General features: G+C 42.4%; 14 protein-coding genes. 11 read left to right on the forward strand and 3 right to left on the reverse strand.

Going from position 1 to position 15,055, the window contains the following annotated elements:
* Position 1 precedes the first annotated feature (1 nt).
* Positions 2-1,189, forward strand: coding sequence for a histidine kinase (locus HFV01_RS28615; RefSeq protein WP_006622654.1), 1,188 nt, complete (start codon positions 2-4; stop codon positions 1,187-1,189).
* Positions 1,190-1,426: 237 nt separating this feature from the next.
* Here the strand turns inward: HFV01_RS28615 and mutT are convergent, their stop codons facing one another.
* Both mutT and HFV01_RS28625 read right to left on the reverse strand, forming a co-directional pair.
* A complete protein-coding gene (mutT, locus tag HFV01_RS28620; protein WP_006622656.1) occupies positions 1,427-1,843 on the reverse strand; it encodes an 8-oxo-dGTP diphosphatase MutT in 417 nt (138 codons plus the stop codon).
* Positions 1,844-1,918: 75 nt separating this feature from the next.
* Positions 1,919-2,914, reverse strand: a complete 996-nt coding sequence (locus HFV01_RS28625; protein WP_006622657.1) for an RNA polymerase sigma factor, RpoD/SigA family — start codon at positions 2,912-2,914, stop codon at positions 1,919-1,921.
* A 567-nt stretch (positions 2,915-3,481) separates the two neighbouring features.
* Between HFV01_RS28625 and HFV01_RS28630 the strand changes: the two genes are divergently transcribed.
* The 10 genes from HFV01_RS28630 to HFV01_RS28675 all read left to right on the forward strand — a co-directional run bounded on the left by HFV01_RS28630 (position 3,482) and on the right by HFV01_RS28675 (position 14,315).
* The gene (locus HFV01_RS28630; protein ID WP_008052815.1) at positions 3,482-4,249 is read left to right on the forward strand and encodes a proteasome-type protease; all 768 of its coding nucleotides are present in this window, start codon (positions 3,482-3,484) and stop codon (positions 4,247-4,249) included.
* Between the two features lie 97 nt (positions 4,250-4,346).
* The gene (locus HFV01_RS28635; protein WP_006622659.1) at positions 4,347-5,306 is read left to right on the forward strand and encodes an ABC transporter permease; all 960 of its coding nucleotides are present in this window, start codon (positions 4,347-4,349) and stop codon (positions 5,304-5,306) included.
* Positions 5,307-5,622: 316 nt separating this feature from the next.
* Positions 5,623-6,519 carry an ABC transporter permease gene (locus HFV01_RS28640; protein ID WP_006622661.1) on the forward strand — a complete coding sequence of 299 codons (897 nt, stop codon included), beginning with the start codon at positions 5,623-5,625 and terminating at the stop codon, positions 6,517-6,519.
* A 100-nt stretch (positions 6,520-6,619) separates the two neighbouring features.
* Complete coding sequence (locus HFV01_RS28645; protein ID WP_193520655.1) at positions 6,620-7,261, forward strand: alpha-ketoglutarate-dependent dioxygenase AlkB family protein; 642 nt, start codon at positions 6,620-6,622, stop codon at positions 7,259-7,261.
* A gap of 192 nt (positions 7,262-7,453) precedes the next feature.
* A complete protein-coding gene (locus tag HFV01_RS28650; protein WP_193520656.1) occupies positions 7,454-7,606 on the forward strand; it encodes a hypothetical protein in 153 nt (50 codons plus the stop codon).
* Between the two features lie 96 nt (positions 7,607-7,702).
* The gene (locus HFV01_RS28655; protein WP_193520657.1) at positions 7,703-9,409 is read left to right on the forward strand and encodes a DUF262 domain-containing protein; all 1,707 of its coding nucleotides are present in this window, start codon (positions 7,703-7,705) and stop codon (positions 9,407-9,409) included.
* Positions 9,399-9,611, forward strand: a complete 213-nt coding sequence (locus tag HFV01_RS28660; protein ID WP_006669003.1) for a hypothetical protein — start codon at positions 9,399-9,401, stop codon at positions 9,609-9,611. Before HFV01_RS28655 ends, HFV01_RS28660 begins: the two co-directional genes overlap by 11 nt.
* 349 nt (positions 9,612-9,960) lie before the next feature.
* Positions 9,961-12,132: a dynamin family protein gene (locus HFV01_RS28665; RefSeq protein WP_193520658.1), complete on the forward strand. Its 2,172-nt coding sequence runs from the start codon at positions 9,961-9,963 to the stop codon at positions 12,130-12,132.
* Between the two features lie 39 nt (positions 12,133-12,171).
* Positions 12,172-13,167, forward strand: a complete 996-nt coding sequence (locus HFV01_RS28670) for a P-loop NTPase family protein (RefSeq protein ID WP_006669001.1) — start codon at positions 12,172-12,174, stop codon at positions 13,165-13,167.
* Between the two features lie 11 nt (positions 13,168-13,178).
* Positions 13,179-14,315, forward strand: coding sequence for a PilN family protein (locus HFV01_RS28675; RefSeq protein WP_046318891.1), 1,137 nt, complete (start codon positions 13,179-13,181; stop codon positions 14,313-14,315).
* 78 nt (positions 14,316-14,393) lie between these two features.
* On the opposite strand, the gene HFV01_RS28680 is transcribed toward HFV01_RS28675, so the two are convergent.
* A complete protein-coding gene (locus tag HFV01_RS28680; RefSeq protein ID WP_008056158.1) occupies positions 14,394-15,047 on the reverse strand; it encodes a Uma2 family endonuclease in 654 nt (217 codons plus the stop codon).
* Positions 15,048-15,055: the final 8 nt, after the last annotated feature.

Genomic DNA, 15,055 nt, shown 5'->3' on the forward strand with positions numbered 1-15,055 from the left:
CATGGAAGTCGGAACTACCCATAGCAAGACCAACTCTGAAGAATGCTTACAGCTTTTGCTGTTTGTCGATGGTCGCCCTAGCTCCAGAGAGCAAGTCCAACAAATATGTGAATATCTCGAAGTCCTTAAATCTGAGGACAGATTTGATTTGCAAATTATTGATGTGGGAGAGCAACCCTATCTAGCCGAACACTTTAAGTTAGTTGCGACCCCGGCTTTGGTCAAAATTCACCCCTCACCCCGACATATTCTAGCGGGTACTGATATTGTTAAGCAGCTTAATGAATTTTGGCTACGGTGGCAGCAATCTCTTGAAGACTATCGAAGTCAGCAGCCATTTGAGGTGAACGGTTCAGTTAAAAATTATCGCTCTGTTGCTGACCTGAACTATATTGCTGAACTGATCCGACTTAGTGATGAGGTGTTCCGCCTCAAGCAAGAAAAAGAACAATTGCAACAACAGGTAAGTTTTAAGGATCGCATTATTGAAATTTTGGCTCACGACCTCCGTAGTCCTTTGACCGCCGCCTCTCTGGCTTTGGAAACTTTGGAAAATAGCCAAATGGCGGGTGTGGCTAACTCTAAGAAATTTACACCGGCTCTCAAATCTCGCTTAATCCAACAAGCTCGTACTCATATCCGTCAGATCGATAGGATGATTACTAATATATTAAGGGCTGCAACGGGTCAGAGTTCTCGGTTACAACTGCAACCTTTGCCATTGTCACTGTTGGCATTTTTTCACGAGATACTACCAGAGTTTCATGATCAGTTACAGGCGAAATCTCTGGAACTCAAAACTGATTTACCCACTGATACCCCTTCTGTCTATGCCGATCGCGAACGGATTCGTCAAGTTATTGTGAATTTGTTGGATAATGCGATTAAATATACCCCAGAGGGCGGAACTATTTGGGTGTCTGTCTTGCATCGCACTACCCAAAAAATACAGGTCAGTATTTGTGACAGTGGCCCTGGTATCCCTGAAGAAAATCGCGATCGCATTTTTCAGGATCACTTCCGTCTCGAACGCGATGAGTCCCAGGATGGTTATGGTATTGGTTTATCTCTCTGTCAGAGAATTATCCATGCTCACTATGGTCAGATTTGGGTCAGTTCCACCTCTTCCACCGGCGGTAGCTGTTTTCACTTTACCCTACCTGTCTATGAAACTTACCCTAGCTTTTAAGTGGAATTGTTGATTTTTTGTTCAATTTTAACCCGAAAATTCCCGATTGGGGGGTTGACAGGGGCGGGGATTGGCGGTATAATATTGACAATACACTGAATAATTGAATATTGGCAAAAATAAAAAAAGTGCAACCATCCCATTATATAAAAATAGTACCGCAACCCGTGCCAAAAAGCTACCCCTCCCCCAAAAAAAGCAAAAATTTTAACATTTCTTAATTTTCCGTTACAAAACTTAACAATGTAGCTGTCGGAGAGCGGTAATAATCTTCTGATTAGCTTGAGGAAAGGAAAACTGATCAATTTCTGCCAAAGTGACCCAGCGAATTTCTTGGCATTCTAGTGTTTGAGGTACTCCGTAGAGATGAGTGCAGTTATAGACCTCAAGTGTAATCCGAAAATCGCTATAGGAATGTTCAACAGTGATCAGATGGTCTTGGACAGCGATCGCAATACCAATTTCCTCATAAATTTCGCGTCGGATACAATCTTGGATAGTTTCACCGGGTTCAATTTTACCACCAGGAAACTCCCAAAGTCCGCCTATAGCACCTTGAGGAAGACGTTTATCAATCAAAATCTGTCCGTCATCGTTCCAGATCACAGCAACACCAATAGACTTATGGGGAAAAGCAGATAATAGTTGAGACATGAGAGATGGAGTGATAGTGAAAACAACTGGGGAAATGGTTGATTTCCCCAGAGTAGAATCAAAAGAAGTAGATTATTAACTAGCTAGGTAATCATTAACATCCTGCTTACGCTTACGAAGTTTAGTCAAAGCCTCCCGTTCAATCTGTCGGACTCGTTCACGACTGATATTAAGGCGATCGCCAATTTTAGCGAGAGTTAAAGTCTGTCCATCATCCAAACCAAAGCGCAGAGCTAAAACCTGTCGTTGCTGGTCAGTAAGATCAGTCATCAAAGATTCTAAATCCGATCGCAAAGAAGAATTAAGAGCAAACTGCTCAGGGGAATTGCTGGTATCTTCCAACAGGTCAACCAATTCCGTATCCTGATTATCACCAACCCGCAGATCCAGAGATAAAGGAAGACGTGATTTTTCCAGATACTCACGAATCTGCTTAGGGGTGAGATCCAACTCAGCAGCCAATTCATTCATAGTAGCTGCTCGGCCTAACTGTTGTGCAAGTTGACGCTGTGCCTTTTTGATTTTATTAAGTTTTTCTGTGATATGAATGGGCAAGCGAATAGTACGGCCTTTTTCAGCGATCGCGCGGGTAATTGCTTGTCGAATCCACCAATAGGCATAGGTAGAGAACCGATAACCCTTAGTAGGATCGAACTTTTCGACTCCGCGCTGCATCCCGATAGTACCTTCCTGAATGAGATCGAGCAGATCCACATTGCGCTTGATATACTTTTTGGCCACAGAGACCACCAGACGCAGATTAGCTTCTACCATCTTACGCTTGGCTAATTGACCCTGATGCAAGATATGTTGCAATTGTGCCACAGACAAGTTAACTAATTCGGCCCATTGAGCCTCAGTAGGTTCATAGCCTAATTGTTTAGCCAACTCATTGCGTTTTTCCTGCAATAAAGTTGCCTGTTGTACCTGTTTACCATAGACAATTTCTTGTTCATGGGTCAGCAGAGGAACACGACCAATTTCTCGCAGGTAGGCCCGCACCGAATCTGTGTCCGAGGTTTTAGCAGTTTTCATGGCATCTCCCCGATAGCTCTGACAAATTAAGCCCATAACTTGAACTGGAAATAAAAGCGACGGGCAATCACGCTTTTCTCCGATGTAGCAGCCAGGAACTAGAGCCGCCCAGCCTTTATCAACGCCAAGGCGTTTACATTACTCAACGTTATGTTACGAATGTTAACATTTATGAGACCAAATGACCATCCTTTTTTCGATTGAATTTTTCTAATTTGCCAAATCAATTGTTTTGAGGGTAGCCCGTAATCAATCCGGCAATTGCATCATGGAAAACAAAATCGGCTCAAGATCAGATAATTTTAGCCCCCTCCCCATATCCGTCCCAGGGAGTAGTCAGCCACAATACGCTGCATTGTTTCTAAGTTCGATAGTGAGGTATCGTCAGAAGTGACCAATAATTTTGAGTTTAAAGCCCCACCCTATAGGGGTGGCCAGCAATGAAATCTCAGCCAACTGGGTCTGTCTGTAAGGTGCGTCAGTTGTTGATTTTTCCGGTTTTCCGGTTATTTTTCTCAATCTGACGCACCCTACCAATCCTAATCATCCCCGTCTCCATGAAGCGCGGGGAATGTCAATATGCCGTTATCACTTCCTCCCCTTATGACCTACTGTCTCGGTATAATTACCTCCTCCGGCTTTGTAATGGCCGCCGACTCCCGCACCAACGCGGGAGTTGATTACATTTCTACCTATCGCAAACTATTTGATTTTTCTAATCCTGGGGAAAGGGTGATTTTACTCTCTACCGCCGGAAATCTATCTATCACCCAGGGAATTATCAGCACCCTGGAGAAAGACCTCAAATTTCACGACAATCAAAATCTCCATAACCTCGAATCCATGTATGATGTGGCTCGTTATGTGGGTGGTCAACTGCGGCGAATGCAAGAATTTGATGAAGCCTGGCTCAAAAAGCATAGCATTGATGCTAGTTGCACCTTACTGTTAGCTGGTCAGATTAAAGGTCAAGACCCCGCCCTATTCCTGATCTATAATCAAGGTAACTTCATCCATGCCACCAAGGACACCCCCTTCCTACAAATTGGAGAGACCAAATATGGTAAACCCATTTTAGATCGTACCCTCAGTTTTAATACCCAATTAGAGGCGGCGGCTAAATGCGCCCTTTTGTCTATTGACTCTACCATGAAGTCTAATATCTCTGTGGGTCCCCCTATCAATCTGGCTATGTATGAACGAGATACTTTTGTAATTGATAACTGGCTGCGTCTGCGTCTCGGAGACCCCTACCTAGCCAAAATTAGGAAAATGTGGGAAGACTCCCTTAAACAGGCTTTTGAACACATTCCCAATATCAACTGGCAACACCGGGAAGAGCAATCCTCTGAGGATATTCTGATTGACTAAGTTGGGAAAAATATCCCTCAGACAAGGTAAACCTCACCCCAGGCTTACCTTGTCGATATCACTCAATCTATCTGATTCATCATCAAACCCTTAACCGATGACTAGATATATTATTAATCGCCTATTAACTGCTATCCCTACTTTGATAGCTATCAGTGTTGTATTATTTCTAGTCTTGGCATTAGCCCCCGGCGACCCTATGGGAGAGTTCGCCTCTAACCCTTCTATTACGGCGGAAGTTCGCGAAAATATTAGGCGATCGCTTGGTTTAGATCAACCGATACTGATTCGGTATTTTAAGTGGGCTTGGTCATTTTTACAAGGGGATATGGGCTACTCTTTTACCAGCCTAGTTCCTGTCAGTGAATTAATTAGCCAACGACTACCAACCACCATCTGGATAGCTGGTTCTGCGTATATTTTGGCAGTCATTATCGCTTTTCCCTTGGGTATCATTTCCGCCATCAAGCGCTATTCACTATTTGACCAAGTAGCTACTACCTTCGCTTTTTTGGGATTCTCACTACCCCCCTTTTTTACCGGTCTGTTATTTATTATCATCTTTAGTGTGAATCTCAACTGGTTTCCGTTTATATATAATAGTAACCTACAGGTCACTAATTTATCTACATTATGGCAACAGATTCAACAGTCAATCATGCCAATTTCTGTATTGGCATTATTTCAGTCAGCCGTGTTAATGCGATTTATTAGGTCGGCTATCTTGGAGGAGTTAAACCGCGATTATGTCCGCACCGCACACGCTAAAGGATTACCTGATTTTCAGGTGATTAACTTTCATATCTTACGCAATGCTTTAATTCCTGTTATCACTTTAATGGCCTTAAATATCCCGGAAATTTTTACCGGCGCATTGGTTACAGAACAGGTGTTTAGAGTCCCCGGAATTGGCGCGCTTTTGGTCAATTCTATTTATCGTAGTGATACCCCAGTCGTCATGGGTATTACCTTTGTTTATGCGGTTTTGGTCGTGTTTTTTAACCTCATTGCTGATATACTCTATGGATTTTTAGACCCTCGAGTTCAGTATAAATAGTCCCGGATGATTGTTAAGTTATGTTAAGTTGTGTTAAGAATTGTAAAATTTTTTTTGGTGGGGGTTGGTGGCTTTTTGGCTTGACTTGTGATATCATTTTAGATAATGGGAATAGTTGCAAAATTTTTATTTATGCAAATACTCCATTATGTAACAAATATGTCAATATACTATCATTAGCTCCCGGCACTTGTCAACCCTCAGCCATGATCTGGATGAACAATTTTTTTTAAATTGACGAAAACATCAACTTGATAAGATCAAATCAAGATTAATCAATGAATGGGCCCAAAATCAAACAAAAATCAAAGGTGATATGAATAATGATGTGTTGAAAACCCGCAGTGTATTGTTAGATATATGGGTGAGATTTCGTCGGGATAAAATGGCGGTAATTGGTAGCTGTGTGTTGCTACTGATTATAGTGTCTATTGTGTTGGGTCCGATGATTTATACGACACCAGCGGATCGGATTGATTTTGGTAATTCTGTGTTACCTCCTAGTTGGAATCATCCCTTTGGTACTAATGATTTAGGACAAGACCAATTAGCGAGGATTCTGAGGGGTGGACGCATTTCTTTAGCGGTGGGTTTGGCGGCGATGTTAGTGGCGATCGCTTTAGGAACTGCTGTAGGTGCGATCGCCGGATTTTATGGAGGGATTTTAGATAGTGTATTAATGCGATGCACGGATTTATTTTTAGCTTTACCGCAACTGCCGATTTTATTATTAGTAATTTACCTATTTCGGGAACCCATGAGAGCGATCGCCGGTTCGGAAGCGGGAATTTTCATCTTAATTGTATTAGTAGTCGGGGGACTTAATTGGATGTCTGTAGCGCGGTTGGTGAGGGCGAGTTTTTTGTCAACGAGAGAGATGGATTTTGTGATAGCAGCTAAGGCGATCGGGGCTAAACCTCACCGTTTAATTTTAGTTCATATTCTCCCGAATGTTCTGACTCCGATTATTGTCGCAGCGACCCTATCAGTAGGAACAGCAATTATCACGGAATCAACCCTAAGTTTTCTAGGGTTAGGATTTCCCCCGGATATTCCCACCTGGGGAAGGATGTTATATGATGCCCAAAACTACATAGAAACAGCCCCCCACATGGTTATATTCCCTGGTGCAGCTATTTTTTTAACAGTGATTAGTATCAACTATATTGGCGATGGATTACGAGATGCACTAGACCCAAAATCTCAGCTTTAATCCTGATAATTAGCAGCCGGAAAGCGGCGTTTATGCCCAAAGATCGGTAATGAGAAAATAGCATTTCTAACTAATTAATTTTTGGGGGTAATATCAGCAAATGAGACTGTGGGATAATCAGCGAGATATCAGCCATCCTGGTTCAGTGAATGATTTAGACAAACAAGTGATTATTGATACTGATGGTTTGGTCATATTGTATGGCAATTTTTTGACGTTGGCAGAAAGCGATCGCTTATTTGGGGAGTTGTATAAATCCATTAATTGGAGACAAGAACAGATTAAAATATTTGGGAAAATCAGACCCATACCGAGACTCACAGCTTGGTATGCAGATGAAGGTAAATCCTATACATATTCAGGGATCGAACATCATGCACAACCCTGGAACCCGACACTTAAATCAATCAAATCCCAGGTTGAAGATATAGCGGAAGTGACTTTTAATAGTGTTCTAATTAATCTGTATCGGGATGGAAAAGATAGTATGTCGTGGCATAGCGATGATGAACCCGAACTAGGGAAAAATCCGATAATCGCCTCAGTCAGCTTAGGGGGAACCCGTCGATTTGCTGGGAAGCACAAAATCAGCAAAGACCGGAAATTTAATATTGATTTAACCAGCGGTAGTTTGCTGTTAATGAAAGGGGAGACACAGCACTTTTGGCAACATCAAATCCCCAAAACTTCCCGGGTTGTGGAGCCGCGAATTAATTTAACTTTTAGAATGGTAAAATCATAGCGATTAAGATATTGGGGAGGCGATCGCCTTAACCCCCAGCCATCTCGCGCCCATCCCTCAGCTAGATTTGGGTGCTGATTTGGGCATGGGATATGAAAATTTAATTAAGAAATCCGGTTGCGGAGACTTGGGGGATATTTCGTGCTATAGTATTCGAGACAGTTTACCATTGAATATCATAGATAGATTGGCATGAACAAAAGCCAAGAAATACAGAGTATTATTGCCCAACGTCAACCTCTGGCCCAAAAGGTGGCAGACATCGAAACGGGTTTATCATCGCTGTATGGTTTGATTCCGAGTTGCGAACAAGAAGGCGATCGCTCCTATTTGTCAAATGGCTAAACCAGTAATTTAGTCGCAGTGCGATCGCTAACTTAAAGGGGATTGGAAATAACAACCCTGTGTTCTAGCCTATCCAGTAAATCTACCCTTACTCCAATGAAAGCCTCCGAAACCAAGCTACTCGCCTTTATTAAGAAGTCACCGCAGTTCGCCATCCCGATTTACCAGCGTACCTACTCATGGACAGAAAAAGAATGTCGGGAGTTGTGGAGTGACATCCTGCGTACTGGCTCCAATGATGAAATCACTTCTCACTTTTTCGGTTCTATTGTCTATATTGAAAAAGGACTTTATCAAGTCTCTAGTCAGTCTCCCCTCCTAGTTATTGACGGACAGCAACGCCTAACCACAGTAACATTAATAATTGCAGCCCTGGCGAATGCCCTGGGGGACACTGAACCCGTGGAAGGGTTTTCCCCGCGCAAATTGCGAAACTATTATTTGCTTAATCCAGAAGAGGATGGAGAAAAACACTATAAGCTGATTCTCTCGCAAACTGATAAATCTTCATTGATTGCCATTCTCGACCAAGACCAGCAGCCCAAAGACTCTTCTATCCGGGTTACACAAAATTTCAGTCTATTTGAGTCACTCATTAAGGAGTCTCAAAACCATCTGGAGACTATCTGTAAAGGATTAGCGAAATTACTGGTGGTAGATGTTGCCCTGAGCCGTGAACAGGACAATCCCCAACTGATTTTTGAGAGTATGAACTCCACGGGTCGTGAGTTAACCCAAGCAGACTTAATCCGTAATTACATTCTGATGGGACTTGAACCCGAACTTCAAACCAGGCTTTATGAGAAGTATTGGCGACTTATGGAAGTGGAGTTTGGACAGGAGGCTTATGGAGAACAATTCGATAGTTTTATTCGCCATTTTTTGACGGTAAAAACTGGTAGTATTCCTAAGCAAAGTGCCGTGTATGAAAAGTTTAAAACTTATTCAAGAGAGCCACAAGTTGCTCAAGCGGGTGTGGAGGCGTTGGTCAAGGATATTCATACCTTTGCTCGGTACTACTGTGCGATGGCTTTGGGTTATGAGCAGAACCCGGAACTTAAACTAGCCTTTCAAGACCTGCAAGAATTAAGGGTAGATGTAACTTACCCATTCCTCTTAGAGCTGTATCATGATTATGCTTCAGGTGAGTTGCCTATAACAGATTTTTTGCAAGCGGTTAGACTGGTGGAATCTTATGTTTTTCGCCGTGCGATTTGTGGTATTCCTGCTAATTCATTAAACAAAACTTTTGCTAACTTTACGAAAGCCATCAAAAAAGATCGCTATCTCGAAAGCATTCAGACTAATTTTCTGGTACTGCCGTCTTATCGACGGTTTCCTAATGATGATGAATTTAAGCGATCGCTGCAAACCAAAGACCTTTATAATGTTCGCCATTACAATTACTGGCTGCGACGGTTGGAAAATCACGATCGCAAAGAACGAGTAGCAGTAGATGAATACACCATTGAACATATTATGCCCCAGAATAAAAATCTTTCTCCTGCATGGAAGGATTCACTGGGTCCAGACTGGCAACGTATTCACAAAACTTATTTGCATACCCTGGGAAATCTAACCCTGACTGCATACAACTCGAAATATAGTGATAAATCCTTTCTTGAGAAGCGTGATATGGAAAAAGGCTTTAAAGAAAGTCCCTTGAAGTTGAATCAAGGGTTGGGACAGATTGAGCAGTGGGATGAAAATGCTATTCTCCAACGAGCAGAACGACTCTCTCAAATGGCGCTAGATGTTTGGATTGCGCCAAAATTAGAATATGATGTGCTTGATGGTGATTAACTTAACCCTCAGAAATCAGGTTACACGATACAAGATCACCCCTATAATTAATGACCCCAAGGCAATTTGCCGAGATGTATCCGGTGTGGGGCGATGGGGAAATGGGGATGTTGAACTTGGTATCAAATCTCTTGATGAATTGCCCTATGTTTTATGGTTGGTGAGGCAATCCCTAGAAAAACAAATGGGAGAATTAGAGTAGATGATTTAAACTCAGTATACGGGGGATTTGGTATCGGATATCTGGCGTGCTGTTGATGAAAGGTGAAATGCAGAACCTTTGGCAATATCAAATCCTCAAAACTTCCCAAGTTGTGTAACCCCGAATTAATTGAACTTTTAGAATGGTAAAATCATAGCGATTAAGATATTGGGGAGGCGATCGCCTTAGTCCCAAACAATCTCGCGCCCATCTCTCAACTAGATTTAGGTGCTGATTTCAGCATGGGATATGAAAATTTAATTAAGAAATCCGGTTTCGGAGACTTGGGGGATATTTTGTGCTATAGTATCCCGAAAAGTTTACCATTGAATATCATGGATAGATTGGCATGAACAAAAGCCAAGAAATACAGAGTATTATTGCCCAACGTCAACCTCTGGCCCAAAAGCTGGCAGACATCGAAACCGGTTTATCATCGCTGTATGGTTTGATTCAGAGTTGCGAACAAGAACGCGATCGCCAGCTTGAATATTGGTCGGGGAATACGGCAACCCAGGAAAAACTCCGAAATCTGGATTTTGCCCAATTTGAGCAAATTGCCCGTTCTTCTCTCGCATCATTGCACCGACTCCAGGGCAGATTTTCCCGCCAAACCCTTAATATTGGGGTGATTGGGCGCATGGGACAAGGGAAAAGCACCTTGTTGCAGAGTTTAAGTGGGCTGACAAATGACGTGATTCCGGCAATGCAGGGGAAGGCTTGCACGGCAGCGCGTAGCACCATTTTTCATCAACCCAGAAATTCCACCACCGCCGAAATTCAATTTCACGATCGCGAGTCTTTTTTAAAAGAGGTGATTATTCCCTACTACGAGAAACTCGGATTGACCCCCGTGCCGCGTTCTTTTGAAGAGTTTGCCCATAGCGAGATTCCCACTTTACCCACTAAGGCGGATCAAACGGACATTAACATTTATAACCGCTTGAAAGACGATTATCATATCCATGCTAAGAAATATCAAGAATACTTGGGGAGGGGTTCTTTAACTGTTCAAGACGAGTCACAGATTTCTGATTATGTAGCGTCAAAATATAATCGGGACTATCAACTAACTAACCATCAATGTTTGGCGGTTAAGCACGTTAAAATATCTTGTCGGTTTCCCCTGGATGAAATAGGGGCGATCGCTCTAGTAGATGTTCCCGGCTTAGGGGATTTCCGCTTAGGAGATGAGAGTTTAGTGATTGAAGCCCTCGCTCAAGAAGTGGATTTTATTCTGTTTATTCGCAAACCTTCCAAAGACCGGGCAAACTTCGAGCAGAATGATACACAATTATATGCTTTGGCGAATAAAGCCTTAAACGATTTGCCCTCTCGGTCTATATTGGTACTGAATGCGGATAGCAATGGGGAAAATCAGGAAAGTTGCCTTTCTCTGAAACGGGATATTGATTCTGAAACGGTGAAAATGCCGGTGTTAGATTGTGTGATTGCTGACTGTTCTTCCCAGGAAGAAGCAAATAACAAAGTGCTTCAGGCGGTTCTGGATAATCTGCGATCGAATGTGACGCAACTAGACCGGAATTATACCCAACAAAAAATCACCGATTTGCAAGCCAGCCTCACCGAATTAAAGCAGCAATTGCAACTAGCCCAGGGAATCTTACCAGATATCGATGAAGATGAAATAGCCAATGAGTATGAGGATTTATTTGAGGAATTTTGGGAGAATATAACCAATGAAATGACCGATTTGCAAAAGGAACTGATTAAAACTCGCGAAGACCAAGATGAAAACCTAAAAACTCAAATTGAAACGGTACTGGAAGCCTGTCGGAAAGTGGAAATGCCGACGATTGAAGAAATAGAGAAACGTCGGAACCGACTGGAATCTTACGCCAGCACTTACAGTGAATATTTGATAGAAATGAGAACCAATCTATCGCTCAAATTCCTGGACATGGATAAAGGATTGAAAAAAACCATTGAACGCACCAAAAATAAAGTGGCTGCTGTTTTAGTGGAAAAATGCAATTTAGGTGGGCTGGCAAAAGTTAGTGGGGAAGAGTTTTTGGCGGAAGTTGCTAGTCAAATTCCCCCAGACTATACGGAACTGAAAAAAGGGTTTGAGATTCTCTCAGAATTTAATCTCTCTTATCGAGGATTAATTCAGCATCGGATTCGCTTGCAATTGGATCCGTTAACCCCGGATAAAACCGCAGGATTGAAAACAGAAGGTGTGAAGGCTCAAGATATTTTAGATACCTTAAACGAACTGTATCAACAAACAATTTACAATTGTGAAGATGCTTTGAAGGGATTTTTATCTGAACCGAGCCAAGCCTCTTTTGCTATAGTAGAAGAGTTTGCCGATCGCGTTCTCCGAGCCAAAAGCGCCAAGAAGGAATGGAAACGATTTTTGCGCCGCAAGCGGGGTCAGATTTGGGAAGATTTTGATAACCTGCAAAAACAAAGTAATGCCAGTCAAAAATGGTCAAGACTTTTAGAGTCTGCTTATGGTCATATCGATGACTTAGAAGCATCCTTAAATAATTTGTAGAACCATCAAAAAACCAGAGTAACTTTGTGAGGATAGTCAATGACATCTGTTTGGAAAAACCCATTTCGCCAGGAACTACAAAAGCTAAATGTCACCATGCTGGGGCCGGGTGGTGTAGGTAAAACTAGCTTACTAGCAGCCATGTATGACCAGTTTGATAACGTCAGTCAGGATTTACAACTGCTGGCTGTAGGACAAAGTAAATTTGAGTTAGATACAAGACTCAAAGAACTTAAAAGTATGGTGGAATCCAGCAGTAGTATTAAAGTGCAAGATGGGGTTAGCGGAACGAAAAGTAAACCCCGATCATTTAAGTTTGAGTTTGGACAAACCGGAACTGCTCCAGTTTTAGAAATTAATTTCCAAGATTATCCAGGAGGATGGTTAGAAGAAGATGAACACAAAAACAAGGTGAAAGACTTGATTCGAGACTCGGTAGCGGTGTTGATTCCTATTAATACCCCCCCTTTAATGGAAAGGGAGGGAAAATACCATGAGAAGTTTAATCAGCCAACCCAATTAAATGATCTGTTCAAAAATATCTACAAGGATTTAGATTCACCCCGTCTGGTAATCCTGGCACCGGTCAAATGTGAAAAATACATTAAAAACCCCCCAGAGTTATTTAGAAAGGTGAGAGAGGGTTATCAGAAAATGCTGAATCAGTTTGCCAGTGAGAACTTATTGCCAAAAGTGGCGGTGGCGATTACGCCAGTACAAACCGTTGGCAGTGTAGTATTTTCACGATTTGAAGAAATTGATGAACAGCCAATTTTTTACTATCGAAAACCACAGCCAACCGACCCCTATCAGCCGCAAAATACGGAAGTTCCTTTACGGTATCTATTGCGGTTTTTGCTGAAATTACATCTGGATAGGAGACGGGCTTCTATATTCACCATAATTCCCGATTTTTTGGGTCAACAGGTGGGGCTGTCAAATAATGAGCGGCTGATCAATGCGGTGAGTCGCTTTGCGGAACCGAGAAACGATGAAGCGGAGATTGTTCAAGGAATAGAGTGGTTGAAACTATAAGAGGATTAAACATGGATACTTATGTACAAAGCCGTGGGATTTCTAAAGACTACTGCTGGTTAGATCAAAATCAAAGGAAAATTTCCGATCTGCCGGAGAATTTTAAGCGAATGCTAAAAATGGTGGATGGGGATTATTTTTCCCTGGTGATTTATCGTGCCAATGGTCAGTTATCTTTGTTGGTTACGGCGTTGAAATCGCAAAATCGCATCGATAACCAAACTCGAAAAATTTGTAATTCGGTTGTGTGGGCGGGCTGGGTTGGTCAAGATTCTGATGAAGCCATATTGCGATCGCTTGCGATTCAAGCATTAAATGGGGAGTTAGCGGCGAAAGTCGATCCAGCGGTTATTTCGGAAAATAATGCTCAAGGATTTACGGTAAACTTCGACCTCTTAAAACCTAAGAATATTGGCGTTGTGTCCGTGCAAAATAACCCGGCTGATTCGGAGAAAATCGGCAACTTATCCGCCCTAAAAGATGAGCTAATTGGCGACCTGAAAAAATATGCTTTGCCGAAACATGACGGGATGTTAGTTGTAGTTGGCTCAACGGTCTCGAAATCCAGCCTTGAAGAAGAGCGAGTTTGGCGAGGTTTGTCGGATCAAATTTCTGATGATAGCTGGATAGACTTGGCTGGGGAGGATGATAAAAGTGACAACTTTCGCCGTCAATCTTCTTCTTCTAATCGTGATACTAATATATCTTCAAAGCCCGAAAAATCGAAATCTGGAACTGCTTCTACGCCTTCTTCGGGTTTACCGAAATCTTTTTCGGCCTCTCGAAGAAGTGATCAAAGAACTCCAGAAGATTCTCCCCTGAAAAAATGGATGCCGATTATTATCGCTTTTGTAATCGGTTCATTAATTGGGATAGTTGGACATTACCTATACCACACTAATATCCCCAATAGGCAAAGATCTCAAATTGAACAAAATCAAAAAATAATTGATGGTCAGCAAGAAACGATTGACCAAAATAAAGGAAAAATTGATCAACAGAACGACACGATCGCCCAAAACGCAGAAACCATCAAAAATGAAGAAAAACTCATCAAAGAAATGCTAGATTATCTAAATGAATTTACCCAAAAAGGTTCACCCTTAATCAAGCGTGTTGAGGAGTTGGTCGATAAAATTCAAAAATAAATAACCGCCAGACATTTAAGGGCGATCGCAGTAACTTTCGTTGCTCAGTTTAGGGTTGCTATATTCTCATGTTAAATGTCAATTTCCAGGGGACTGAAACTGCGCCATTAACCAGGCTCCAACTTGTGACTGGTCTTGATTGCGGCTCCGTTGCAGGGCTTGGTCTAGGGTGGCTATCTCTAGTCCTGGAAACATCACAGAGATATCAATTCGCTGACTCCCGCGATCGCTCATTTGATAAGCCAATACTTCCCCAGTTTCGACGTTCACAATCCAATATTCAGCAATCCCGACATCTTCATACAGCACTCGCTTAACGGTGCGATCGTCAAGCAGGGATGATTTTGCCACCTCCACCACCAAATCTGGCACGGGATACTCTTCCAGATTCACAATATCCGTGCCGCTAGGGATGGCGGTTGCTTTGTTGCCAACATAATACGCTAAATCGGGCTGAAATTCGGCATAGCCAGTTTTGCGGAAGGAACAGTTGTCTAAAATCGTGAACGGAATGCCTTTCAAAATGCCATAGAGATTAACAGCCAGGGAAATCACACTATGATTTGTGCTGTGGTCAAAGCCTACGGAGACTTGCATTTCTAATCTCATTCGCCCATTGCTGTAATAGCCTTTAGATTTAGCATGGGCGGGGTCATCCAAAGCACTCAGGTACTCATTCCAGGTAGCCGGAACCCAGGTATCACTAGCGATTAGATTAGAGAGGGGATTCATGCTCATCT

It is taken from the genome of Limnospira fusiformis SAG 85.79 (genome assembly GCF_012516315.1).
Lineage (GTDB): Bacteria > Cyanobacteriota > Cyanobacteriia > Cyanobacteriales > Microcoleaceae > Limnospira > Limnospira fusiformis.

What these genes read in the sequence shown, in the direction of transcription:
- HFV01_RS28615 (WP_006622654.1), top strand. Translation starts at nt 2, where the DNA reads ATGGAAGTCGGAACTACCCATAGCAAGACCAACTCTGAAGAATGCTTA.
- mutT (WP_006622656.1), bottom strand. Translation starts at nt 1,843, where the DNA reads ATGTCTCAACTATTATCTGCTTTTCCCCATAAGTCTATTGGTGTTGCT.
- HFV01_RS28625 (WP_006622657.1), bottom strand. Translation starts at nt 2,914, where the DNA reads ATGGGCTTAATTTGTCAGAGCTATCGGGGAGATGCCATGAAAACTGCT.
- HFV01_RS28630 (WP_008052815.1), top strand. Translation starts at nt 3,482, where the DNA reads ATGACCTACTGTCTCGGTATAATTACCTCCTCCGGCTTTGTAATGGCC.
- HFV01_RS28635 (WP_006622659.1), top strand. Translation starts at nt 4,347, where the DNA reads ATGACTAGATATATTATTAATCGCCTATTAACTGCTATCCCTACTTTG.
- HFV01_RS28640 (WP_006622661.1), top strand. Translation starts at nt 5,623, where the DNA reads ATGAATAATGATGTGTTGAAAACCCGCAGTGTATTGTTAGATATATGG.
- HFV01_RS28645 (WP_193520655.1), top strand. Translation starts at nt 6,620, where the DNA reads ATGAGACTGTGGGATAATCAGCGAGATATCAGCCATCCTGGTTCAGTG.
- HFV01_RS28650 (WP_193520656.1), top strand. Translation starts at nt 7,454, where the DNA reads ATGAACAAAAGCCAAGAAATACAGAGTATTATTGCCCAACGTCAACCT.
- HFV01_RS28655 (WP_193520657.1), top strand. Translation starts at nt 7,703, where the DNA reads ATGAAAGCCTCCGAAACCAAGCTACTCGCCTTTATTAAGAAGTCACCG.
- HFV01_RS28660 (WP_006669003.1), top strand. Translation starts at nt 9,399, where the DNA reads ATGGTGATTAACTTAACCCTCAGAAATCAGGTTACACGATACAAGATC.
- HFV01_RS28665 (WP_193520658.1), top strand. Translation starts at nt 9,961, where the DNA reads ATGAACAAAAGCCAAGAAATACAGAGTATTATTGCCCAACGTCAACCT.
- HFV01_RS28670 (WP_006669001.1), top strand. Translation starts at nt 12,172, where the DNA reads ATGACATCTGTTTGGAAAAACCCATTTCGCCAGGAACTACAAAAGCTA.
- HFV01_RS28675 (WP_046318891.1), top strand. Translation starts at nt 13,179, where the DNA reads ATGGATACTTATGTACAAAGCCGTGGGATTTCTAAAGACTACTGCTGG.
- HFV01_RS28680 (WP_008056158.1), bottom strand. Translation starts at nt 15,047, where the DNA reads ATGAATCCCCTCTCTAATCTAATCGCTAGTGATACCTGGGTTCCGGCT.